The organism is Chryseobacterium caseinilyticum (assembly GCF_014837145.1).
In the GTDB taxonomy this organism is placed as follows: domain Bacteria; phylum Bacteroidota; class Bacteroidia; order Flavobacteriales; family Weeksellaceae; genus Chryseobacterium; species Chryseobacterium caseinilyticum.
In genome coordinates, this window is sequence record NZ_JACYFS010000003.1 from 120,636 (window position 1) to 141,673 (window position 21,038).

Genomic DNA, 21,038 nt, shown 5'->3' on the forward strand with positions numbered 1-21,038 from the left:
ATTAATTGTATATACTTAGTTTGGAACTCCTGCCCTCATTTTTGAAGGCGGGAGTTTTTTATTAAACTTTTTTTACCTCCAATTGAAACCAAATACCCCTCTTCAAAATCTACTATTTATTTTGTATATTTGACTAAATCAACATCTTATGAATAAAATTTATCTTTTTTTCGCTTTCATTATATGGCATTTGGCCAGTTCTCAAAATAATTATTGTGTAAGTGATATTTCATTCGATTATACAACCGTTTCTATTTTTACAACCGACGGAAATATTTACACATGGGGACAAAACCATTACGGCCACGTGGGAAACGGAAATACTCAGATTCAAAACTCACCATGGCTTCGTCCTTCAGTACCAAATTTCACATCACTTTCTCATTCTGTAAATCATTCTACCGCCTTAGCCAACAACGGAAAAATATATGCGTGGGGAAGAAATTTTTTCCGGAGAAGTAGGAAATGGATCAACTACAGCAGTTTACACCCCAATTCAAATAGGAACAGACAGCGATTGGAAAGCCGTTAAAAGTGGTAGCGCCCATACTTTAGCACTAAAAACCAATGGAACGTTGTGGGGATGGGGAAACAACAACGCTTGCGAGCTTAGTCAGACCGCAGCCAATCCCTCCCCTAACAATTACTATACTCAGCCGATTCAGTTAAGTCCTGATAATGACTGGAAAGACATAGCAGCAGGCTCAAATAAAACCTTCGCAATAAAAAACAACGGAACACTTTGGGCAAGAGGAAAAAATAATAAATATTCTATAGGAATCCCAAACATTGGTGAAGGAGCATGCGTCTCTACATTAACACAAATAGGAAGTTTCAGCGACTGGAAAAAAGTTTCCACTTCTGCCAGCGGAAACTTTACATTGGCGTTAAAAACCAACAATACACTTTGGGGATGGGGAGACAATGTGGAAGGTGCCACCGGAACAGGATCAGGAGCGCTCATTGTTCCCACTATACAAGTCGGAATCAGCACATGGAAAGATGTTGCGGCAGGAGAAAATTATGCGGCAGGAATCAAAAGCGACGGAACACTTTGGGGATGGGGAAAATCCTGCACAGTTCCATCAGCGGGAACTTCAGTCCCAGTTTCATCCCTGGCTCCTATCCAAATGAGTACTGAAACCGACTGGGTAAAAGTGGCAGCAGGAAACTGTGCCGTATTTGCATTAAAATCAAACAATACCCTTTGGGCGTGGGGAGCTTACGGGGCACTGTGGAACAATGGAATTGATACCCACACTTCAACACCTGTTTTGGTATTTCAATGCAGTTTATCAACTTCTGAAAATGACAAAGACTTCTCAAATATTGTGTTGTATCCTAATCCGACAGTTGATAAAATATCCTGGGCACTGAACATTCCAATTGAAAAAGTTACCATTTATGATATGAGCTGGAGAAAGATTTTATCTAAAAACAGTCCAGAGAATGTTATAGACGTCTCAAACCTCCCAAACGGCGCATACATGATAAAACTAGAGTCAAAAGACAAATCAATATATAACTCTAAGTTTGTTAAAAAATAGTTTTAATGGAATTTCAATTTAATTATTTTAATCTCAAAAAATCTTCGCAAGCTCACTTTCATCTTTTCGTTTTTAAAATCAAAAACAGGAATGACCTTTGTTTATTTGTGGAAAATTAAATCTTAATTTAAAGTCTAAAACTCTCAATTCTTATTTCGATTGAGTATTTTTGTAAGTTGATTTTCCTATTTTATGTCAGATATTATTCAGCTTTTACCGGATCACGTAGCCAATCAGATTGCAGCAGGCGAAGTCGTGCAGCGGCCAGCCTCCATTGTAAAGGAACTGCTGGAAAATTCTATCGACGCCGGTGCTTCCAAAATAGAGCTTATCATCCGTGAAGCCGGAAAAAATCTTATTCAGGTGGTGGATGACGGCAAAGGAATGTCTGAAACCGACGCCCGAATGGCTTTTGAAAGACACGCTACTTCAAAAATCCGTGGCACCGAAGATATTTTTAAAATTGCGACCAAAGGATTTCGCGGTGAAGCTTTGGCTTCTATTGCAGCGGTAGCACAGGTTGAACTAAAAACTAAGTTGAAAGACGCCGCTTTGGGAACCAACATCTACATTGAAGGGGGAACATTTCAGTTTCAGGAACCGACTCAGACCGCTGAAGGTTCTAATTTTTCGGTTAAAAACCTTTTTTACAACGTTCCTGCGAGAAGAAAGTTTCTTAAAAACAACAATATAGAATTCCGTCATGTAATTGATGAGTTCCAGAGAGTTGCCCTGGCTCATGAAAATCTTGAGTTCTCATTTTTTCAGGATGACGAAGCCATTTTCAGGTTGAGAAAAGGCAGTCAGATGCAGAGAATTGTTGATATTTTCGGCCGAAAACTACAGCCACAACTGATACCCATCAAAGAAGATATTATCTGGTGTAAACTTCATGGTTTTGTAGCTAAACCTGAAGGAGCAAAAAAAACAAGAGGCGAACAGTTTCTTTTCGTCAACGGAAGATTTTTTAAAAGTGCCTACTTCAACAAAGCAGTACAGGAAGCCTTTGACGGACTTCTGTTGCCTGGTTTTATTCCGACGTTTTTTCTTTATCTTGAAATTGATCCTGAGAAAATTGATGTCAATATTCACCCTCAAAAAACTGAGGTAAAATTTGAAGACGAGCATCTTATTTTTGCTTTAATGAGGTCTACCATCAAAAAATCTTTAGGAATTTACAACATCGCACCGAGTCTGGATTTTGAAAGAGATCCACATCTTGACCAGATGATGCAGAAAAGCTTCCCGAGCAAAGCAAATGTTTCTGTGAAGATGCCTGAAATTACGGTAGACCGCGACTACAATCCTTTTGCTGAAGAAAAGCAGGTGACCAAAGCAGAAATGCAGAATCTTGCAGAAATGTATCATCAGAATATTTCTGCCGAGCCTTCAAAAATTAACCTTTTTGAAGATGAAGATTTTGATGAAGATCTGATGAGACTTCCCAACGGTTATTGGCTATTTAACAAAGGCGACAGAACACTGATGCTGGATTTGGGAAGGATGCACCGACTTGTGATCTCCGAAAACAGTAAATCTGAACGGAAAATAAATTCTACAAGCCACTCACTTTTATTCTCTCTGGAATACCACATGAATGAAATTGAGAAGAATAAATACCGCTCAATAAAAAAATATCTCCCGGAACTCGGCTTTGACATGAAAATTGCTCATGAAAGCGTGCTGAGAATAGACAGCGTACCCGAAGGCCTGAAGGAAACTCAGGTGATGAAATTTCTGGAAAACCTTTTTGAAATTCTAGAATACAAAAGCGAAGAAGAATTTATGCAGTTTTACCAGAATCAATGGTCTAAAATGCAGTCGAAATCCCGCTTTGATTTTATTTACAAAAAAGATGCGGAACAGCTTATCAAAGATTTTACCGCATTAGGTTTCCCGGAGTATCTGCCTAATGGGAAGCGTTGTTTTTTTGAGGTTCCGTTTAATGATTTTAAAAATAAATTTTAAATAGATGTTTAACAATATACCGCCGATTACACGAAATCTGATTATTTTAAATATTGTGATTTATGTGGTGACAAATTTCTTTTTGTATGGTTTAGAAAATCCTGAATTATACAACTCATTGTCAGCATTTTATCCGAGTTCTCCCAACTTCAGATCATGGCAAATTGTAACGCATATGTTCATGCATGCGCCTCTTGAAGGGTCTGGTTTTTTACACATTTTATTTAACATGTTTACTTTATTCAGCTTCGGTCCTATTTTAGAACAAAGTTTAGGAGATAAAAAATATCTGATTCTTTATTTTTTAAGCGGGCTTGGTGCATTTTTCTTATTTAATCTTTGGAACTTTATTGAGGTTGAACAAATAAAATCTGGTCTCGAAAACTTCGGTTTTGATGTTAACAGTTATCTCAATGGAAATTCAGTACAAATTAAAGGCGATTCAGCTCTCGTTTTTGAACAGAAAGAATTGCTTGAAAAACTAAAATCTATAGTTTCGAATCCAATGTTGGGAGCTTCCGGCGCAATCTTTGGGGTTATTGCTGCTTTTGCAACGCTCTACCCTGATGCGAAAATAGGCATTATGTTTATTCCAATCCCCGTAAAAGTAAAATACGTTCTTCCAATTGTTGTGATTGGTTCAATTTATTTAGGTGTCACTGGAAGTGGTGGCGGTATCGCTCATTTAGCTCACGTTGGCGGTGCAATTGTAGGTTTTATTTTGGCTAAAATCTGGAAAAAACATCTTTACCGTTTCAATTAAAAAATTATGAAAATTGTAAGGATTGTTCTGCTGATCGTTCATCTTGGGATTCTTTGTCTGCTATTTGGCGTTCTGCTGAATGCGTACATTCCGCCGAGGATTTTTCCCTGGTTTAATATTTTATCTCTGGCATTTCCGGTCCTTATTTCAGTTTACTGTTTACTGACTGTAGTCTGGATTTTTATGTGGAAAAAAAGGGCGTTTGTTTTTATGATTTTCGGACTGTTTTTCTTTTCTGCCACTCAAAGATGGGTTAATTACAGTTCTAAAAAGGAAAAAGGTGATTTGAAAATTATCACTTTTAATACAAAAGGAGGAAAATTTGGTAAAAAAGAAATTGAAGACTACGTCAACGCAAAAGGTGCAGATATAGTTTTACTGCAGGAAGACGGCAATCTTGATTATCAGTTTACAGGTTTAAAAAAAGCTAAAGAAAGACCGCTCAGTTCGCTCTATTCAAAATATGAAATTGTAGGCTACAAAGAGATTTTTGAAGGTCTCTACAGTGAAGATTTCAATGCATTCGCTGATTACACAGATCTTAAAATCGACAGTAAAACAGTGCGAGTGATGAATGTTTACCTTCAGCCTTTTAAGTTCAACAAAAGCATGGTAAAGCTTAACGGCAACAGCGCTGAAGATGAGACTAAAGTAAAAAATATCGTAAAAAAACTTGTCCCTACTTTCAAAATGCATCAGGATCAGATTGACATGATCCGAAAATATGTAGATAGCTCGCCCTACCCCGTCATTATGACTGGAGATTTTAATGCAGTTCCCAATTCATACGAATATTATCATTTAGGCAAAAACCTTCAGGATGCCTTTGTAAAAGTGGGAAAAGGAAGTGCTACCAGTTTTCATGATTACAAATATCCGCTGCGTTTAGACTATATTTTTTCATCAGAATCGGTAGAGCCTGTTTCTTATCAGGTGGATCATTCCGTTAAAATTTCAGATCATTATCCTGTTTCGGCTGTCTTAAAATTTTCAAATTAAATTGAAATTGTGGCAAATAAATTGCTTCTCAAAAAAGAATCTCTATGAAAAATTTTATCTTTGGAATTGTCTGCCTGTCTATAACAGGACTGTCTTGCAGTAAAAAGCCTGATAACTCCGCAGTGGCCGCAGTTGACGAAAGCAGAGCAACTTATGACACTACTGCGATAGATTCTTTTTCTGCTGGTGCTACTTCAGTGGATGTTATGCGACAGATCAGAATGTCTTCTCAAAGGTATCAGGATTCTGTAAAAGCAGCAGTCAAACTTCAGGAGCAGGAGAAAAAAATCACTGAAGAACTGGAAAAAGAAAATAAAAAGAAAGCCGAAGAAGAAAAGAAAAAATCTTCTGAAAACAATAAAGACAAAGAACAAAAAAATCAATAAAATCAACTTATGAAAAAGAATATCATTATTGCAGCAGCATGTTTAGGTTTAATGACTGCCTGTGAAAAATCAACATCGAAAACAGAAACCATTGAAAATCCGGACGGTTCTACAACTACGGTTACCACAACTACCAACACTTCAGGAATCGTTGACAGTTCAGATGTAAACAAAGCTAAAAACGACATCAACAGCAAGATTGATAAAGCAACGAGCGAAATCGACACTAAAGCTGACGCAGCAAAACAGAAAATTGACGCGACCGCTGAAAAAACAAAAAAAGATTTGAACGAAGCCGGTAAAGACATTAAAGAAGCAGCAGCAAAAGGTGCCGGAAAAATTGAAGAAGGCGCAAAAAAACTGAAGGAAGATTTGAATAAATAACAAATCAAATCCTAAAAAATGAAACCGCAGAAATGATTTCCTGCGGTTTTTTTTATTTATTTAATTCTAAAAGGACATCAATATATTCACGGTCGTTGCTGAGTCGCGGGACTTTGTTCTGTCCGCCAAGTTTTCCTTTAGACTCTAACCAAAGATAGAAAAGATTGGGTTTGGCAATGTGAACCACAGGCCGTTTCAGGGTGATGTTATTGTATCTTTTTGCCTCGTAATCGGAGTTTACAGATTTTAGGTGCTGATCAAAATGATCCACAAACGCATCCAGATTTTCAGGATGTTTGTTGAACTCAAAAATCCACTCATGGGCACCGCTTTCGTTTTCTTTCATAAAAACCGGAGCGCCCGTAAATTCCGCAATACTTGCCTGCGTACACTCACATGCTTTTGCCAGAGCAGCATCTACATTATTGATCATTAACTCTTCGCCAAAGGCATTGATGTAATGTTTGGTTCTACCCGTAATTTTTATTCTGAAAGGATCCGTAGATGTAAAAACCACGGTATCACCGATCAGATAACGCCACAGACCGCCATTGGTAGTGATGACCATCGCGTAATTCTTTCCTTTCTCAACTTCTTCCAGACAAACGACTTTCGGGTTGGAAAGATGAAACTGATCCATCGGGATAAACTCGTAAAAAATCCCGTAATCGAGCATCAGAAGCATTTCGTCGCTGTCTGATCTGTCCTGAATGCCGAAAAAACCTTCAGAAGCGTTGTAAATTTCGTAGTAATTTATTTTTTTACCAATAATTCCCTGATACTGCTCACGGTAAGGTTTAAAACTAATTCCACCATGGAAAAACACTTCAAGGTTGGGCCAGAGCTGAGAAATACTTCCTGCTTCAGTTTCTTTTAAAACCCTTTGCAGAAGTACCATCATCCAGCTTGGAACTCCAAGAATACTTCCGACATCTTCATTTTTCACCTGAGAAACGATTGCCTGAAGTTTGGATTCCCATTCAGACATCAGAGAAACTTTTTTATTGGGAATAGTTGTAATTTCTACCCAAAAAGGCAGATTATCGATGATTATGGCTGAAAGATCACCGAACTTGGTATTAAAGTCAGCATACAGTTCAGAACTGCCACCCAGTCTAAGATTTTTATTGGTAAAAAGCTGGTTTTCCGGATGGTTGTTGGCGTAGATGGAAACCATGTCTTTTCCTGCTTTCATGTGGCAATATTCAAGACTTTCTGCTGAGATCGGGATGAATTTGCTTTTCGCATTTGTCGTTCCCGAAGATTTTGCAAAATGCTTGATGTAGCCGGGCCAGCTGACGTCTTTCTGTCCCTGCCTTGCCTTTTCAATGTAAGGTTCAAAATCTTCATAACAAACCACCGGCACTTTATTTTTAAAATCCTGATAACTGGAAATGGAGTTGAAGCCATATTTTTTCCCGTACTCGGTGTCTTCCGCGTGAAAAAGCTGCGAGAAGAGAATCCCTTTCTGAGTATCTATCGGATGATCGATGAAATGCTGTATCTGGTCTATCCTCTGCTTGATAAACCAATTGACCACCGTATTGAAAAGTGCTTTCGTTGCCATTACAACAAATATAACAATTCTTTGATATGCAGGAAATAGTTGGGTATAAAAAAACCGCTGCACAAAAGTACAGCGGTCTTGAGATTATTAAAAATATTACTAACAATACTCGTCGTAAGCAGCCTGAAGATTGGCAGCGATGGCTCCCGCAGGATTTCCTTCGATGTGGTGTCTTTCAAGCATGTGTACCAATTCTCCATCTTTGAAAAGTGCTACGCAAGGTGAGCTTGGAGGGAATGGTGCCAGATGTTTTCTGGCTTCTGATACTGCATCTACATCAAAACCTGCAAAAACAGTAGTTAAATGATCCGGCTTTTTTTCTCCTGTTAAAGAGTACACAACTCCAGGTCTTGCAGCACCAGCTGCACAGCCACAAACAGAATTGATTACCAAAAGTGTAGTTCCTGACTGCTTCAGCGCAGTTTCTACTGCTGTAGGTGTATCTAAATTTTCAAAGCCTTTATCTGTAAGCTCTGCCTTCATCGGCATTACTAAATCCTGTGGATACATATTAATTCATTTTTAAATTCGACCCAAATTTACGATAATTATATTTTTTAATTGATTTATAAAAACTATTTCAATACTTGACAAAAAACAATATTGATAAAAAATCAATACAATTTGTTTATTCATAAATTTTTGTTAAATTTGAACAGATTCTAAAACCGATTTTACATGAAAGAAAATTGATTCTTGAGAATTATTTATTCACGTAAACTATATTTCAAATAATAAACTTCCCTCTAACTATTACATTTGAAGTTTTAGTTTCAAACAAAATGAAGCCCGAAAATAAATTTCCGGGCTTCTTTAATCAAATCGATATGCAAAGGTTGAATATCCAATAATATAAATGATGATCTGTGATTGATGAATGATATCAAACATCAATTATCACTAATCAGTCATGTTTAAGAAAGCAGCTTCTTCGCCATCTCGGAAATGCTTTTTCCGTCTGATTTTCCGGCGAGATTTTTTGAGGCTGTTCCCATTACTTTTCCTAAATCTTTCATAGATTCAGCGCCTGTTTCGGCAATGATTGCCTTTATTTCAGCTTCCAGTTCTTCATTAGATAACTGTTTTGGCAAATACTGCTCGATTACTTTCATCTGAGCATCTTCCACTTCGGCAAGATCGTTTCTGCCCTGAGCCATGAACTGATCGTAAGAATCCTTACGCTGTTTCACCATTCTCTGAAGAATAGCAATTTCCTGCTCCGGAGAAACTTCGGCTCCCAAAGCTTCTGTTTTCAGTAATAATATCTGCGATTTCACAGCTCTCAAAGAATCCAAAGCAACTCTGTCTTTGGCTCTCATGGCTGTTTTTATCGCTTCGCTGATGGTAAGTTCTAAACTCATATCTTTAAATTTAACAATGTATCAATGTAACAGTTTACCGATGAAGTGCTTCGGCGAGCTCAGCATGACAATTCGAGATTGTTACATTGGTACATTTCTACATTGTTACATTAATTTAATCTACATCTTTATTTAAAAATCTGTTTTCTCTGATCTGGATAGAGCCTTCGTTGTTTTCAGACATAAAACTGTGGATGTTCTGGTCTGATGCGTTGGCACCGTCGATTGAGATATTTTTTCTTTTGAAAGCCGGTATTGTTTCAAAATCATCCTGCTTATCAAAACTTTGGTAGCGGGAATTGAATTCTTTCAGCTTGTTTCTTCTTTCCAATACTTTTTCCTGGTCTGCAGGTTTATTTACAAAAGAAAATTCAGATTCTGTATGTCTTGTTGTTTCTGTTTCCACTCTTTTTTCAAAAACCTGCTGCTCTTCAGTTTTTGGCTGCTCTGGAGTGTGATAAAAAGTCTCAACTTTGTGTGTTGTTTCTTCTGTTGTTTTCTCAATTACTGAAACTTCAACTTCATTTTTCGGTTGTCCGAAATCATATTTTGGCTCAGAAACAGGTTCGTTCACAGTAAAATTAAATTCTACAGGCTTTTCCTGAGTAAAACTGTTGCTGAAGTTATCGTGTTTCGGTTCCTCTTTTTTATTTTCAAAATCAAATGAGAAAGACTGAATTTCCAAATCATTTGGATCTTCTTCGAAAGTAAACAGATTTACGCTTTCATCGCGTGCCGGCTCATCGTTTTTCCAGCTGTGTGTAAAACCATCTGCCGTATCTTCCTCTCTGTCAGAGAATTTGATTGCAGTTTCCACTTCATCCTCCTCAATAATCATTTTTTTTTCAGAAGACAGCAATTTAAATTGCGGCAAATCCTGCTCTTCATCATCCAATCTGAAAAGATTTTTTCCTCCAAAATCATAACCCTGTTCTGGCGTAGTTTCTCTCTCTTCCTTAGTTTTAAATGGAGAAGCTTTAGGTGTTTCCAAAGTATCATTCAAACCGATTCTGATTTTCTCAGTTGGTCCGGAAAATTTTTGGTTGTCGTTGGAAAAACCTGTAGCAATCACCAATACACTTACTGCATCGCCCAATTCTTCATCTGCACCAACACCGAAGATGATATCGGCTGTGTGACCCGCTTCTTTCTGGATATAATCCATGATGATTCCGATTTCGTCCATTGTAGCTTCTTCCACACCACTTCTGATCAACAATAACACGTTTCTTGCACCTGTAATTTTGTTGTCGTTCAATAGCGGAGAGTCTAAAGCTTTTTTCACAGCTTCCTCAGCTTTGTTTTCGCCTGAAGCCATACCGGTAGACATCAAAGCTGTACCTGAATTCTGAAGTACAGATTTAGCATCACGGAAGTCAATGTTTACATCAAAATAACCTGTAATAACTTCTGCCATCCCTTTTGCAGCGTTGGTTAACACTTCATCGGCTTTTGAGAATCCCTGTTTGAAACCTAAATTTCCGAACTGCTGTCTTAATTTATCATTGTTGATGACAATAAGTGAATCAACGTTATTTCTTAATTTTTCAAGACCCAGTTCTGCCTGATCCAGTCTTCTTTTTCCTTCAAAGCTGAAAGGCACGGTTACGATTCCTACGGTAAGGATTCCCATGTCTTTTGCCACTTTTGCAATAACAGGAGCTGCACCGGTACCCGTACCACCGCCCATTCCGGCAGTGATGAAGACCATTTTGGTATTCTGACCCATTGCAGCTTTGATGTCTTCAATGCTTTCAATTGCAGATTTTTCTCCTACTTCAGGATCTGCACCCGCACCAAGACCTTCTGTGATGGTAGTTCCCAACTGTACTTTGTTGGCTACAGGATTGTTATCCAAAGTCTGAGCATCGGTATTGCAGATCACGAAATCTACACCGTGAATTCCTTTCTCGTACATGTGCTTCAGGGCATTGTTACCGCCGCCACCTACACCGATTACTTTTATGATTGACGAATTTCCCTTTGGTAAATCAAATGAAAATCCCTGTGTTCCTATATTTTCCATATCTATATTTTTAACAATTGATTTTTGATTAATGATCCCGGATACATCATTTATCGCCGATCATTCATCATTTATATTTTTTTTACTCTACTTCCTCAAAGAATTTTTTAACCTTTTCCATTAAAGACTGTCCGAAAGTGGGCTTAGCAAGTCTTTTTGCAGTTGGAGATTCTATCTCAGATGGCGGAAGATACATTGGCTGCTCTGTTTGTACAGGAGCATTGTTCGCTTCGTTATCAGCTGCTGCAACCGTATCGTTCTGCACTTTTGCTTTTGGTTCTTCAACAATAATTTCCTCTTCGGGAAGATTGGATTTTTTATCCCTGATCTTTAAACTTTCCATCAGCAAACCGATCGAGGTTGCAAATTCCGGTCCTTTAAGATACTGATTTTTATCGTTTGCCACATACTCATTTGCAAAACCAATTCTGCTGTCGAAACCTGTGGTATAATTGGCTAACTGACGAAGGTGTTTCAGGTTTGAACCACCACCTGTCAGAACAATTCCTGCGATCAGTTTTTTCTTCTGATCGAATGCGCCGTAAGCCTTTAATTCTGTATTTACAAGATCCAAAATTTCTTCCACTCTTGCATTGATGATCTGTGCTAATGTTTTGAGAGAAATTTCTTTATCCGGTCTTCCGTGAAGTCCCGGAATCGTAACATAAGTACTGTCTTTTTCAAGCTCAGGCACTGCAGAACCGAATTTCACTTTCAGCTGCTCGGCATGTTTTTCAATAATTGAACATCCTTCTTTGATGTCTTCAGTGATAATTCCGCCACCGTAAGGAATAACGCAGGTATGACGGATAATGCTGTCTTTGAAGATTGCAATATCTGTAGTACCACCACCGATGTCTACAATGGCAACGCCTGCCTCTTTTTCTTCCTTCGTTAAAACGGCTTCAGAAGATGCCAAAGGTTCCAAAGTTAGCGCCTCCATTTCAAGACCTGCTTCACGAACGCATCTTGCGATGTTTCTGATGCTTCCCATCTGCCCCACAACAACGTGGAATTTGGCTTCCAGACGGCTTCCGTGCATACCAATAGGTTCCTGAATTTCACCTTCAGAATCCACTTTGTATTCCTGAGGAAGTACGTGGATAATTTCTTCTCCCGGAAGCATTACCAGTTTTTTCACCTGATCTTTTAATGCTTCAATATCATCATCTGTGATGAATTTGTCCGGATGTTCACGCATAATATAATCTGAATGCTGAAGCGAACGGATGTGTTTACCCGCAATCCCCACCGTAACTTTGCGGATAGGCACTCCTGCACTCGACTGTGCCTCAGACACAGCTGCTTTGATTGAATTAATAGTCTGCGAAATGTTATTCACAATACCTTTGTGTACACCAAGACTTTTAGCCTTCCCCACTCCGAGAATTTCTATTTTCCCGTGGGCATTCCTGCGTCCTACAATGGCGACAATCTTGGTTGTCCCAATGTCAAGACCTACTGAATACTCTTGATTTTCCATTGTGTTATATCGATTTGATTTTATTACTTATTTAATTTAAAAGGTGCAACCTTCTGTTTATTCTATTTTTACTTTTGCTTTTGTTTTCGGCCTTACTGACGGTTTCTTTTCGGGAGTTTTCTTTTTCTCCTTTGGTTTTACAGCAGTTTTTGGCTTCACCGACTCTTTAGGTTTTGCTGAAACTGTTTTTTTCTCAGCTGTTTTAGCTTTTACTTCCTCTTTTTTTATTGGAGCTGCTGCAACCGGAGTTTTAGCCAAATCTTTATGCCCAGCTTTCAGTATACTGTCGTTTTCTTTAAAATAGGGATTCAGAGTTGTTACAATCTGATTATCATATTTTACGGACACCATACTGTACTTCTGCGAGTCCTGAAACACCAGAAATTTTTCCACGAAGGTTTTAAATCCTTTCACTTTAAATTCAATATTGTCTAAATCTCCAATTTCAACTTTATAAATTCCTTCGCTCGTCAGAAGATTGTAGCTGTCTTTATTTTTTGAAATCCCAATAAAATATTTTTTACTGAAATCGTCTTTATCAATTTTGGAAACCAACTCACCCAGTTTTTCATATTCCTCTTTTTTTACATCTCCGGTAACCAACATGCATGAATGGGAATACGTTTTTGAAATTGGAAATTCAGTTCCTTTTTCGTCCACATAGAAATCTTTTCCATTGTAATTTAACCTGAAAACTGGAACTCTCTGTTTGATATCCAAATGAAGTTTTCCGTTTAAATTTAAATATACATTGGCGCTGTCTACAGCAGGAAGGGCGTTGATTTTCTTTTCCAGTTCAGGAATATTCAAATCTCCCACTTTGCCAGACGGGTTTTCTTTAATGACAATCTGTTTAATATCTTTCTCATCAATAAAATAAACCGGCGTTTTCTCATTCATTTTTACAGAAATTTTCTCATCTGTAATCTTCTGACCGCTAAATTTCTTCAAAGAGAAACTCAGCAGGAAACCAAGAATGATTACTGTGATGGCAATTTTTAAAATTCTGTATTTGTTTTTCATAATCCCCTAAATCCCCAAAAGGGACTTCATACTGTTTTATTTTAATTTTTACTCAACCATTCACAAATCGGGTCGTACAGCGTATCAATATTTCCCGCACCCACCGTAAGCAAGATGTCAAATTCTTTATCTTTAATTTTATCAAAGGCTTCGGATAAATTTGAAATTTCCTTTTTATCTAAAGTCACTTTTTCTAATAACCAATCTGAAGTAATTCCTTCAAAATTTTCCTGAAGCTCTCTTGCCGGATAGATGTCGAGCAAAATCAACTCTTCAGAATTGCTTAGACTTTCAGCAAATCCATCCACAAAATCTCTCGTTCTGCTGAATAAATGTGGCTGAAAAACCACCAATAATTTTTTATCAGGATAAAACGTTTTTATTGAACCTACGACAGCATTGATCTCTGTCGGATGGTGCGCGTAATCGTCAATATAAATTTTACCGCTCGGATAAATATGTTTTGTATATCTTCTTTTTATACCTTTAAAACTGGCAATCGCCTTCTTCAACGTTTCAAAATCAACTCCCAGATTATGCAGAATTGCCAAAGCAACCGTTGCATTTTCTACATTGTGAATTCCAGGAACGTCCCAGACAAACTCTTCGATAAGCTCAGAGTGACCATCGTTTGCTGGTGCATGAAAATCGAAATAGATTTTATCATAATCCATTCGGAGATTGTCTGAGTAATAGTCAGCTTCTTCGTTGACGGCATATGTTTTGTGTGCTCTGCCGATCTCAATTCCTTTTCTAATAAAAAGCTGTTGGTCATCCGGGACCAATGCCGCAAACTGTCTGAAACCCTCTTCGATGGTATTTTTGTCTCCGTAAATATCCAAATGATCTGCATCAGTGGAAGTAATTACCGCCCAGTCCGGAGAAAGGTTCAGGAAACTTCTGTCGTATTCATCGGCCTCCACCACAGAAAATTCTGTTCCGTTAAACAGGAAATTCGATTTAAAATTCTCAGAAATTCCACCTAAGAAACATGAAAACGGCAAATCTGCTTCCTTGCACAAATGCGAAACCAGGGTTGACGTTGTTGTCTTTCCGTGAGTTCCTGCAACAGCGATGCAGTCGGTGTTTTCGGTAATTAAACCTAAAACTTTTGCTCTCTTTTTTACTTTAAAATCATTTTCATTAAAATAATCTAAAATCCCCAGCTTTTTGATTGCCGGAGTATAGATCACCAATGTATTTTCTTTCTGAAGTGACGTAATTTTTTCATCAATCACATCTTCAAAAACAATATCAATTCCTTCGCTCATCAGCAACTGCGTCAGTTTTGTGTTCGTTTTATCATAACCCAAAACATTCTTCCCCGAAGCATGGAAGTAGCGCGCCAAAGCACTCATCCCGATACCTCCGATACCGACGAAGTAAAAATTCTGATATGTTTCTAATTTGTTCATTTTTTTTAATTTGAGATTTGAATTTTGAGATTTTAAATTGCTTAACCTTCTCTTATTCTGTCTCTTATATTTTACTATTTTTAAACATCATTTTGTCATTCCGAGGAACGAGGAATCTCAACTTAGATTCTTCAATTGCTCAATTTAATCAGAACAACACGTTTAATTCGTTTATAATTATTTTTATTAATAATTTTTATAATTGAAAAGTCTGACTACTATCCAAAATAAAAACGCTATACCTGAAATAATCAGAATATTTTGTCCATGGCTTCTGTCTTTTCTACTAAAACCGTACATTCTACCACCATTTGGCATTGCTTTTTTGTAGTACATTAAATAAGCACCAATAAAAACCCCAAAAAGTCCACCAAGAATTGCACATACATATCCAATGATAATCAGCCATGTAGGGCTTACTTCTTCTGTTGCAAGGTTTTCAATTCTTTGCTTATTAATGATCTTTAAAAGCTCCGGATTAATTTCTTTCCCCCGTTGCTTTAATATTTTTTGAGCTAGTAAATAATCAAATTTGTTCCACTCTTCTTTTTTTGTAACGATCTCAACCAATTCTTCATCAGAATAATCAAACAAATGATAATCTTCCGCTACATTTTCTATTTCATTTTTAAGTAGCTCTTCTTCCAGATTTTCAGCTATAACAAAATCTTCTCTGTGAATTTTTAGCTCAAACTGTTTTGTATTTATGTCTCCTCCAAAATTAGAATCTAACTGAGACGAATTATTAACCAATTCGTAAGTAATATGGTTCTGTTTCAGAATTTCCATTAATTCTAAAGCATCATCTTCATAAATGAATTTTCGATATGTTGAAAGTCCTTTTATCATTACTTTATTATTTTAAATATCTCATCCACAATCTCTTTCGCCGCATTGGGTTTGGCAAAATATTTAAGATTGTCTGACATTTCTTTTCTTACATTTTCGTTTTCGCAGATTTCTGAAAGCGTATTCCAAAATTTATCTTTCATTTCAACATCTTTAACCATTCGTGCTGCGTTTTTTTCAACAAGATTCATCGCATTTTTAGTTTGATGATCTTCTGCGGCAGTTGGTAACGGAAGCAATATCACGGGCTTTTTTGCCATCGCCAGTTCTGAAATCGCAATTGCTCCTGCTCTGGAAACGATCACGTCTGCTGCAGAATAGGCGGTTGCCATATCTGAGATAAACTCCTTAATTTGGATGGAAGCTGGAGGCTGGAGGCTGGAAGTTATCTCCGCAAAGTCCAATTTCCCAGTTTGCCAAATCAATTGATAACCTTTTTCTTTCAGGTTTTCTAAATTGTCTTTCCAGCCATTGTTTAGAGTTCTTGAACCCTGAGATCCTCCAACTGAAAGAATCGTTAATTTATTTTTGTCTAAACCTAATTTTTCCTTTGCACTTGCAGAGTCCGTCAAATTCGAAATTACATTGTGACGGACAGGATTTCCAAGGAAGTAAGTTTTAGTTCCATTGAAAAACTTCTCCATATTTGGATAGGCTGTAAAAATTGCTTTCGCCTTTTTACTGTTGGCCGTATTGGTCTTTCCAGGTAAAGAATTCTGCTCCTGAATAAAAGTGGAAATTCCCATTTTCGCTGCCATAAATAAGGCAGGTCCGCTTGCAAAACCTCCCGTTCCCACAGCAAAATCAGGTTTAAATTCTTTAATAATTTTTCTTGCTCTTATCAGACTTGAAATGAGTTTGAATGGTAATCCTATATTTTTCATCAGATTTCCCCTGTCGAAACCTGCGATGTTTAAACCTTCTATTTTATAACCTGCCTGCGGAACTTTCTCCATTTCCATTTTTCCGTTGGCACCGATGAACAAAAATTCTGCATCAGGAAATCTTTTTTTGATTTCATCTGCAATAGCGATTGCCGGGAAGATGTGTCCTCCTGTTCCGCCGCCGCTCATTAGAATTTTTAATGTCCTGTTCATTTTAAAAATATTATGCTGTAGGTTGATTTTCAATTAAATCAATAAATTCTACATCTACCAAAATTTCGTTTTCAGTATCATTTTCTTTTTTGGAAATAGCTTTCACTGTGTACATCGCATCGTTAAGCTCTATCACTTCACCAACTTCCAACCTGAAAGTTTCAAGAAAACTGATGATTTCTTCGGTTCTGTCAAAAATTACATTGATTTGCGAATCGTTGATATCTGTAAAAGTAATTTTTCTTGTTTCCATATTATTTTGTTTTAAGCAATATCATTTATTTCGACGATGCTTTGTTTTCTGCCTATTCCTTCTTCATCATATACCTGTATTCTTGAGCTTACACTTAGAACTAATCCAAGCTGAATATAGGTAACCAACATTGAAGTTCCACCGTAACTGATCAATGGCAGCGGCTGTCCTGTAACCGGAATCAAGTTTACAGCAACGGCGATGTTTACCGCCAACTGCACAAAAATCATCACACCGATACTCAGCACCAGCAACGATCCGAAAAATGCGGGCATTTTACTGGCAATCATTACAATTCTCACAATCATAATCATATACAGAATGATTAGAAAAGCTGAACCGAAAAGTCCATATTCTTCAACGATGATGGCAAAAATAAAATCGGATGCCGACTGGGGTAACATTTGTTTTAAAGCACTTTTTCCAGGCCCCATCCCGGTAACTCCACCGTGAACTATTGCTGCTTTCGCCTGCATGACCTGATAATTTTTAGCCTTTACACTTTCATCATCTACATCAGCAGTTTTGGCTTTGCTTGAGGTAAATGTTTCAATACGGCTCATCCAGGTATGTACACGGTTTCCACCAATCATATTTGTATTTAGAGCAACCAGTAAAAACAAAATAATTGCAATAACTGAAGTTGATATAAATCCGGCAATATACTTCCAATGAAGCTGTCCGATAACCAGAACAATTACCGAAACCATTAATATCATCAAAGCGGTAGATCCGTTATCTTTGGCAACCAACAGGAAAACCAATAAAATAGGTCCGAAAATAAAGCCTATATTTTCTCCAACTGTTCTTTCTCTAATGATTTTTTTGGTTAAATATCTGCAGAGGTAAATAATCAACATTAAAAAAGCGAAAGACGATGGCTGGAATGAAAATGGCGTTCCCGGAATTTTTAACCAACGCGAAGCACTTGCTCCGTCAATCGTTTGACCTGTAAACATCGTTAATACAAGCAATCCGCACATGATAATAAGTAATCCCATGCTTATTTTACCAATGTGCTCATATTTTACCATTCCGACCATTCTCATCAATCCAAATCCTAAAATCACAAAAAACATGTGTTTTACAACATGGCTGGTTGTCGTACCGTTGTTTACTATGTATTCCAGATTAGAACTTGCAGAATAGACCGGAAATATCGAAAAAATGGAAATCAAAATGATGACCATCCAAAGAACTTTATCGCCCTTCAGAAATTCAAATTTTTGCTCTGTAATCTGTTCGTTCATACTTTATGCTGTTGGCTTCTGGCTAATTGCCATTGGCTTTTAAAACCTGTTCTTTAAACTGATGTCCTCTGTCTTCATAATTATTGAAAAGGTCAAAACTTGCGCAACATGGCGAAAGTAAAACCGTATCTCCTGATTTCCCGAGAGATTTTGAAACTTTCACGGCTTCTTCCATGCTTGAAGTGCTGTAAATCAGCTCTTTCTTGCCTTTAAAGAAATCGATAATTTTCTGATTATCAAGTCCTAAGCAGACAATCGCTTTTACTTTTCTTTTAACTAAATCTTCTACCTCTGTATAATCATTTCCTTTATCCACGCCTCCAACAATCCAGATTGTAGGATTTTTCATGCTTTCTAATGCAAAATAGGTAGCGTTAACATTGGTTGCCTTACTGTCGTTGATGTATTTTACGCCATCAATTTCAGTAACCATTTCGAGTCTGTGTTCAACTGCCTGAAAGGTCATCAGAGAATTCCTGATGCTTTCATTGTTGATTTCCAATATTTTACCGGCGATCGACGCAGCAAGACTGTTGGCAACATTATGATTTCCCAATAAAGACAATTCATCAATTTTCATGGTGAACTGATCTTTCAAATTGATCTGAATATTTTCTCCGTTAATAAAACCACCTTCAGTCAATTTTTCTTTGGTAGAAAACGGGATCATTTTAGCCTTAATTTCAAACTTTTCCAGAATATTTTTGCTCATTTCGTCATCTTTATTGTAGATGAAAAAATTATCATTCTCCTGATTTTCAGCTATTCTGAATTTTGCCAAAGCATATTCTTCGTAGTTGTAATTGTACTGATCGAGGTGATCTTTAGACAGATTCAACAACAAAGAAATATACGGTCTGAAATTCTGAATATCATCGAGCTGGAAAGAGCTTACTTCCAAAACATAATATTCGTGGTTTTCGTCGGCCACCTGTTTTGCAAAGCTGTAGCCTATATTTCCGCCCAAACCTACATTTAATCCATCGTTTTTAAGGATGTGGTAAATAAGCGACGTTGTAGTTGTTTTTCCGTTGCTTCCTGTGATGGCAATGATCTTCGCATCTGTGAATTCTGCGGCAAATTCAATTTCAGAAGAAAGTCTGATATCTCTGTCATGAATTTTAGTGATCATGTCAGCCTTCTTGGGAATTCCCGGGCTTTTTACAATCCAGTCTGCATTTAAAATTCTTTCTTCATCGTGGTTTTCCTCTTCAAATTCGATTTCATTTTCAGTTAAAAACTGCTTGTAGTTATCCTTAATGGCACCTTTGTCTGAAAGAAACACTTCCAGACCCTTCTTTTTAGCCAAATAAGCAGCACCACAACCGCTTTCTCCACCTCCTAAAACAACTATTTTCATAAACTTGCTTTTTGCTATTTGCTGTTAGCTTCTTGCTTCCAACTCCCGCTATTTTCTATCTCATTTTTAATGTAATGAGACAAACAATTGCCATCATAACCCCTATGATAATCATTCTGTTAACAATTTTACTTTCGTGAAAACCGTCTTTCTGATAATGATGATGCAGAGGAGACATTTTAAACAATCTGTTATTTTGGGCATATTCCAACCCAAATTTCCTTTTTCTGTATTTGAAAACCACTACCTGAAGCATTACAGATATGTTTTCTATTAAAAAGATTCCGCACAAAACAGGAATCATTAATTCTTTCCTTAAAATAATCGCCAAAACAGCAATTACACCACCAAGCATCAAACTTCCGGTATCTCCCATGAAAACCTGAGCAGGATACGTATTGTACCAGAAAAACCCAATCACTGCACCCACCATGGCGACAGCAAAAATTGTCGTTTCACCCATGTTGGGGAGGAACATTATGTTGAGATAATCTGCAAAAATGATGTTCCCTGAAACGTAAGCAAAAAATGCCAGCGCGAGTAGAATAATCGTACTCGTTCCGGCCGCCAGACCATCAATTCCGTCGGTGATATTGGCACCGTTGGAAACAGCTGTTACTATGAAAATTACTATTGGAATGAAAACAATCCAAGCCCATTCATGAGCTTCTGCATCATCCATCCAGAACAAAATTCCACTGTAATCGAACTCATTGTTTTTGGTAAACGGAACTGTGGAAACGGTGATTTTTTCAGTTGGTGAAAAATTCTGTTCTACATTATTTCTGTTCACTACTTTAGCATCCGCATATTTTCTTTTTACCGTAATATCGGGGTGAAAATACATGGTAACGCCCACAATCAGTCCTAAACCGACCTGTCCAACGATTTTAAATTTCCCGCTGAGACCGTCTTTATTTTTCTTTACTTTCTTTAAATAATCATCAATAAAACCAATCGCGCCCATCCAGACTACCGAAACAATCAGCAAAACGATATAAACATTGGTAATTCTGGTGAACAGCAGTACAGGGATAAGAGTCGCGATAATAACAATCAAACCTCCCATTGTCGGAGTTCCTTCTTTCTGTTTTTGTCCGTCCAATCCCAAATCACGCACCAGTTCGCCCATCTGTTTTCCTCTCAGATAATTGATGATGTTTTTACCATAAATAAGAGCAATCAACAAAGACAGCAACACCGCCATTCCTGCACGGAAAGAGATGTACTTCATCATTCCCATTCCTGGAATGTGGATGCCCTGGCTCGTTAGATATTCGTATAGATAATACAGCATATTGCTTTTA

General features: G+C 37.4%; 20 protein-coding genes. 7 read left to right on the forward strand and 13 right to left on the reverse strand.

Annotated features, from left to right (window positions below):
• Positions 1–148 precede the first annotated feature (148 nt).
• From IC610_RS11150 to IC610_RS11180, 7 genes are all read left to right on the forward strand, one after another.
• Positions 149–532 (forward strand): hypothetical protein, encoded by a 384-nt coding sequence (locus IC610_RS11150; RefSeq protein ID WP_191736928.1) that lies wholly within the window; start codon positions 149–151, stop codon positions 530–532.
• Positions 429–1,547, forward strand: a complete 1,119-nt coding sequence (locus IC610_RS11155) for a T9SS type A sorting domain-containing protein (RefSeq protein WP_191736929.1) — start codon at positions 429–431, stop codon at positions 1,545–1,547. The genes IC610_RS11150 and IC610_RS11155 overlap by 104 nt, the downstream gene beginning before the upstream one ends.
• A gap of 192 nt (positions 1,548–1,739) precedes the next feature.
• The gene (mutL, locus tag IC610_RS11160) at positions 1,740–3,515 is read left to right on the forward strand and encodes a DNA mismatch repair endonuclease MutL (protein WP_191736930.1); all 1,776 of its coding nucleotides are present in this window, start codon (positions 1,740–1,742) and stop codon (positions 3,513–3,515) included.
• A gap of 4 nt (positions 3,516–3,519) precedes the next feature.
• Positions 3,520–4,278 (forward strand): rhomboid family intramembrane serine protease, encoded by a 759-nt coding sequence (locus tag IC610_RS11165; protein WP_191736931.1) that lies wholly within the window; start codon positions 3,520–3,522, stop codon positions 4,276–4,278.
• 6 nt (positions 4,279–4,284) lie between these two features.
• Positions 4,285–5,277, forward strand: a complete 993-nt coding sequence (locus tag IC610_RS11170; RefSeq protein WP_191736932.1) for an endonuclease/exonuclease/phosphatase family protein — start codon at positions 4,285–4,287, stop codon at positions 5,275–5,277.
• A gap of 44 nt (positions 5,278–5,321) precedes the next feature.
• A complete protein-coding gene (locus IC610_RS11175) occupies positions 5,322–5,663 on the forward strand; it encodes a hypothetical protein (RefSeq protein WP_191736933.1) in 342 nt (113 codons plus the stop codon).
• Between the two features lie 9 nt (positions 5,664–5,672).
• Complete coding sequence (locus tag IC610_RS11180; RefSeq protein WP_056082862.1) at positions 5,673–6,047, forward strand: hypothetical protein; 375 nt, start codon at positions 5,673–5,675, stop codon at positions 6,045–6,047.
• A gap of 52 nt (positions 6,048–6,099) precedes the next feature.
• Here the strand turns inward: IC610_RS11180 and IC610_RS11185 are convergent, their stop codons facing one another.
• From IC610_RS11185 to mraY, 13 genes are all read right to left on the reverse strand, one after another.
• The gene (locus IC610_RS11185) at positions 6,100–7,614 is read right to left on the reverse strand and encodes a GH3 auxin-responsive promoter family protein (RefSeq protein ID WP_056082866.1); all 1,515 of its coding nucleotides are present in this window, start codon (positions 7,612–7,614) and stop codon (positions 6,100–6,102) included.
• A gap of 99 nt (positions 7,615–7,713) precedes the next feature.
• Positions 7,714–8,124, reverse strand: coding sequence for a BrxA/BrxB family bacilliredoxin (locus IC610_RS11190; RefSeq protein WP_056082874.1), 411 nt, complete (start codon positions 8,122–8,124; stop codon positions 7,714–7,716).
• 404 nt (positions 8,125–8,528) lie between these two features.
• Complete coding sequence (locus IC610_RS11195) at positions 8,529–8,975, reverse strand: GatB/YqeY domain-containing protein (protein ID WP_191736934.1); 447 nt, start codon at positions 8,973–8,975, stop codon at positions 8,529–8,531.
• A 115-nt stretch (positions 8,976–9,090) separates the two neighbouring features.
• Positions 9,091–11,001 (reverse strand): cell division protein FtsZ, encoded by a 1,911-nt coding sequence (gene ftsZ / locus IC610_RS11200; protein ID WP_191736935.1) that lies wholly within the window; start codon positions 10,999–11,001, stop codon positions 9,091–9,093.
• 82 nt (positions 11,002–11,083) lie between these two features.
• Positions 11,084–12,484, reverse strand: coding sequence for a cell division protein FtsA (gene ftsA / locus IC610_RS11205; protein WP_191736936.1), 1,401 nt, complete (start codon positions 12,482–12,484; stop codon positions 11,084–11,086).
• Positions 12,485–12,541: 57 nt separating this feature from the next.
• Positions 12,542–13,507, reverse strand: a complete 966-nt coding sequence (locus IC610_RS11210) for a cell division protein FtsQ/DivIB (protein ID WP_191736937.1) — start codon at positions 13,505–13,507, stop codon at positions 12,542–12,544.
• 41 nt (positions 13,508–13,548) lie between these two features.
• Positions 13,549–14,922: a UDP-N-acetylmuramate--L-alanine ligase gene (gene murC, locus IC610_RS11215; protein ID WP_191736938.1), complete on the reverse strand. Its 1,374-nt coding sequence runs from the start codon at positions 14,920–14,922 to the stop codon at positions 13,549–13,551.
• Positions 14,923–15,108: 186 nt separating this feature from the next.
• On the reverse strand, positions 15,109–15,771 hold the full coding sequence (locus IC610_RS11220) for a hypothetical protein (protein WP_191736939.1): 663 nt from the start codon (positions 15,769–15,771) through the stop codon (positions 15,109–15,111).
• Positions 15,771–16,868 carry an undecaprenyldiphospho-muramoylpentapeptide beta-N-acetylglucosaminyltransferase gene (gene murG / locus IC610_RS11225; RefSeq protein ID WP_191736940.1) on the reverse strand — a complete coding sequence of 366 codons (1,098 nt, stop codon included), beginning with the start codon at positions 16,866–16,868 and terminating at the stop codon, positions 15,771–15,773. The genes IC610_RS11220 and murG overlap by 1 nt, the downstream gene beginning before the upstream one ends.
• Positions 16,869–16,878: 10 nt before the next feature.
• The gene (locus IC610_RS11230; protein WP_191736941.1) at positions 16,879–17,121 is read right to left on the reverse strand and encodes a hypothetical protein; all 243 of its coding nucleotides are present in this window, start codon (positions 17,119–17,121) and stop codon (positions 16,879–16,881) included.
• Positions 17,122–17,132: 11 nt separating this feature from the next.
• On the reverse strand, positions 17,133–18,371 hold the full coding sequence (locus IC610_RS11235; protein WP_191736942.1) for an FtsW/RodA/SpoVE family cell cycle protein: 1,239 nt from the start codon (positions 18,369–18,371) through the stop codon (positions 17,133–17,135).
• Between the two features lie 22 nt (positions 18,372–18,393).
• Positions 18,394–19,731: a UDP-N-acetylmuramoyl-L-alanine--D-glutamate ligase gene (gene murD, locus IC610_RS11240; protein ID WP_191736943.1), complete on the reverse strand. Its 1,338-nt coding sequence runs from the start codon at positions 19,729–19,731 to the stop codon at positions 18,394–18,396.
• A 55-nt stretch (positions 19,732–19,786) separates the two neighbouring features.
• On the reverse strand, positions 19,787–21,028 hold the full coding sequence (gene mraY, locus IC610_RS11245; protein WP_056082907.1) for a phospho-N-acetylmuramoyl-pentapeptide-transferase: 1,242 nt from the start codon (positions 21,026–21,028) through the stop codon (positions 19,787–19,789).
• Positions 21,029–21,038: the final 10 nt, after the last annotated feature.